The following is a 1679-nucleotide window of genomic DNA, read 5'->3' on the forward strand; positions in this document are numbered from 1 at the left end:
GACAGAAGAACAAAGAATCTCGCAGAGTATGTTCCAGCCTTGTAGAGATTCTGTTTTTTCCGAGAGCCTGTCGAACGCAGCTCAACTAAAGGATGCGGAGTTCGACGTCAATGCTTGAAAAAAGATTAGTCTATAATCTTTAGATTAGGTGATTTGGTTAAATAGACCATTTAAATTTATTTCGAAAATTTCAAGTTTAAGTTAGCCACTTGTAGCTATTCTATTTTACGCCTTACTTTCTAGCTATTGAACTGAACTGAGTTGAGCCCTAATTGTTAAATTCTCAAGGATCAAACAGCCGTACGTTCTTGTTGGAATGCCTTCACGAAACAGTCATGTGGTGTCTGATAATCTAGGATTCTTCTAGGATAATCATTCATCCATTGTTGAATCCGTAGACATTGAGCTTTGCTCACATCCGCCATTGACTTGCCTTTGGGAAGGAAACGTCGAATCAGTTTATGTTGGTTCTCGCTAGTCCCGCGTTCCCAGGAAGTATAAGGATGACTAAAATAAACATCCGCTACATCGTGCAGGGCTTCGTGCAGTCCTGCAAATTCAGATCCATTGTCGGAGGTTACCGTTTTAAACAGACGACTAAAGTTATCTCCAGCACGTTCTCGCAGTACATGGACTGCTCGGTCAACTGAATAAGCATCTTTTCCATTCAATTTTAAGATGACTTCAAAACGTGTTTGCCTTTCGACTAATGTCAGTAAAACCGTATCTGATTTCGTTTTGTTTCCTACGACAGTATCGATTTCCCAATGGCCGAATGTTTCTCGATTTTCGACGACGGCTGGGCGCTCGTTTATGGATCTTCCTAATATTCGCTTGTTCAGACGAGATTTAGGGTCCTGTTTTTTTAGTTTACGAGATAGCTTTTCAAGTAAATCTAAGTTCGTTGTTTTCATGACTCCTCGATCAATCCACTGATAAAGAGTGGTCGTGCAGGGAATGATCTTAGAATCGAACAATCCCTGATTTGAAGCAAAACCAACGACGACATCTGGGGACCACTTTTCATGGATCATTTTGTCATCAGCCCAATTAATAAAAGTCTCTGTATCGGCCCATTTAGGCCGTCTACCAGAGTTTAGACGCTCTTTATCGTAGTGAGCTTGTCCCGCATCAGAACTATAAACAGAGTCATAATAGTCATACACCTTACCATTTTGTTTTTGGCGTTTTAATTGTGTAATGGTTCCTCTTTTGATTTCATTATTAATCGTTTGAGGAGCCCGATCAAGAACGTCAGCTATTTTTCGGTTTGAATAGTCTTCCTTTTTTAGAACCTCGATTTGGCAGCGTTCGGCATAAGAAAGGTGTTTTCCCTTACGTGAATCTATGTTATTCTTAGTTTGCGTCATGTGAATTCATCCTTGTCTATTGAGAGTTAGTGGTAACTTCAATATAACATGAAATTCACGTGGCGTTTTTTTTAGTTAGCGGTGGCTAACTTCATTATAAAATCCGCCATCAAACAATTTATCTACAATCGTAAAAAATAATATAACAGTTTTTATTTTATTAAGTGGACTAGGTTTGTTGTTTGATTCTAGAATATAGAAGTTGCAATTGCTTACCCAAATAGTGGGTAGACTAGAATAAAGCACAGAGTGAAATGAGTAAAATTATAGTTAGTTGCTGGCTTGCAATTAATAAATGGTCTTATAACT

At 38.5% G+C, this 1679-nt stretch carries 1 protein-coding gene; it reads right to left on the reverse strand.

The genetic code is table 11. From position 1 onward, the window contains the following. Window positions 1-290: 290 nt before the first annotated feature. Entirely contained in the window at window positions 291-1370 is a 1080-nt protein-coding gene (locus J7E16_RS11025; protein WP_214891700.1) for an IS30 family transposase, read from the reverse strand. Window positions 1371-1679 lie beyond the last annotated feature (309 nt).

This window comes from Carnobacterium sp. ISL-102, from assembly GCF_018612935.1.
GTDB classification, from domain to species: Bacteria; Bacillota; Bacilli; order Lactobacillales; family Carnobacteriaceae; genus Carnobacterium_B; species Carnobacterium_B alterfunditum.

What these genes read in the sequence shown, in the direction of transcription:
- J7E16_RS11025 (WP_214891700.1), bottom strand. Translation starts at nt 1,370, where the DNA reads ATGACGCAAACTAAGAATAACATAGATTCACGTAAGGGAAAACACCTT.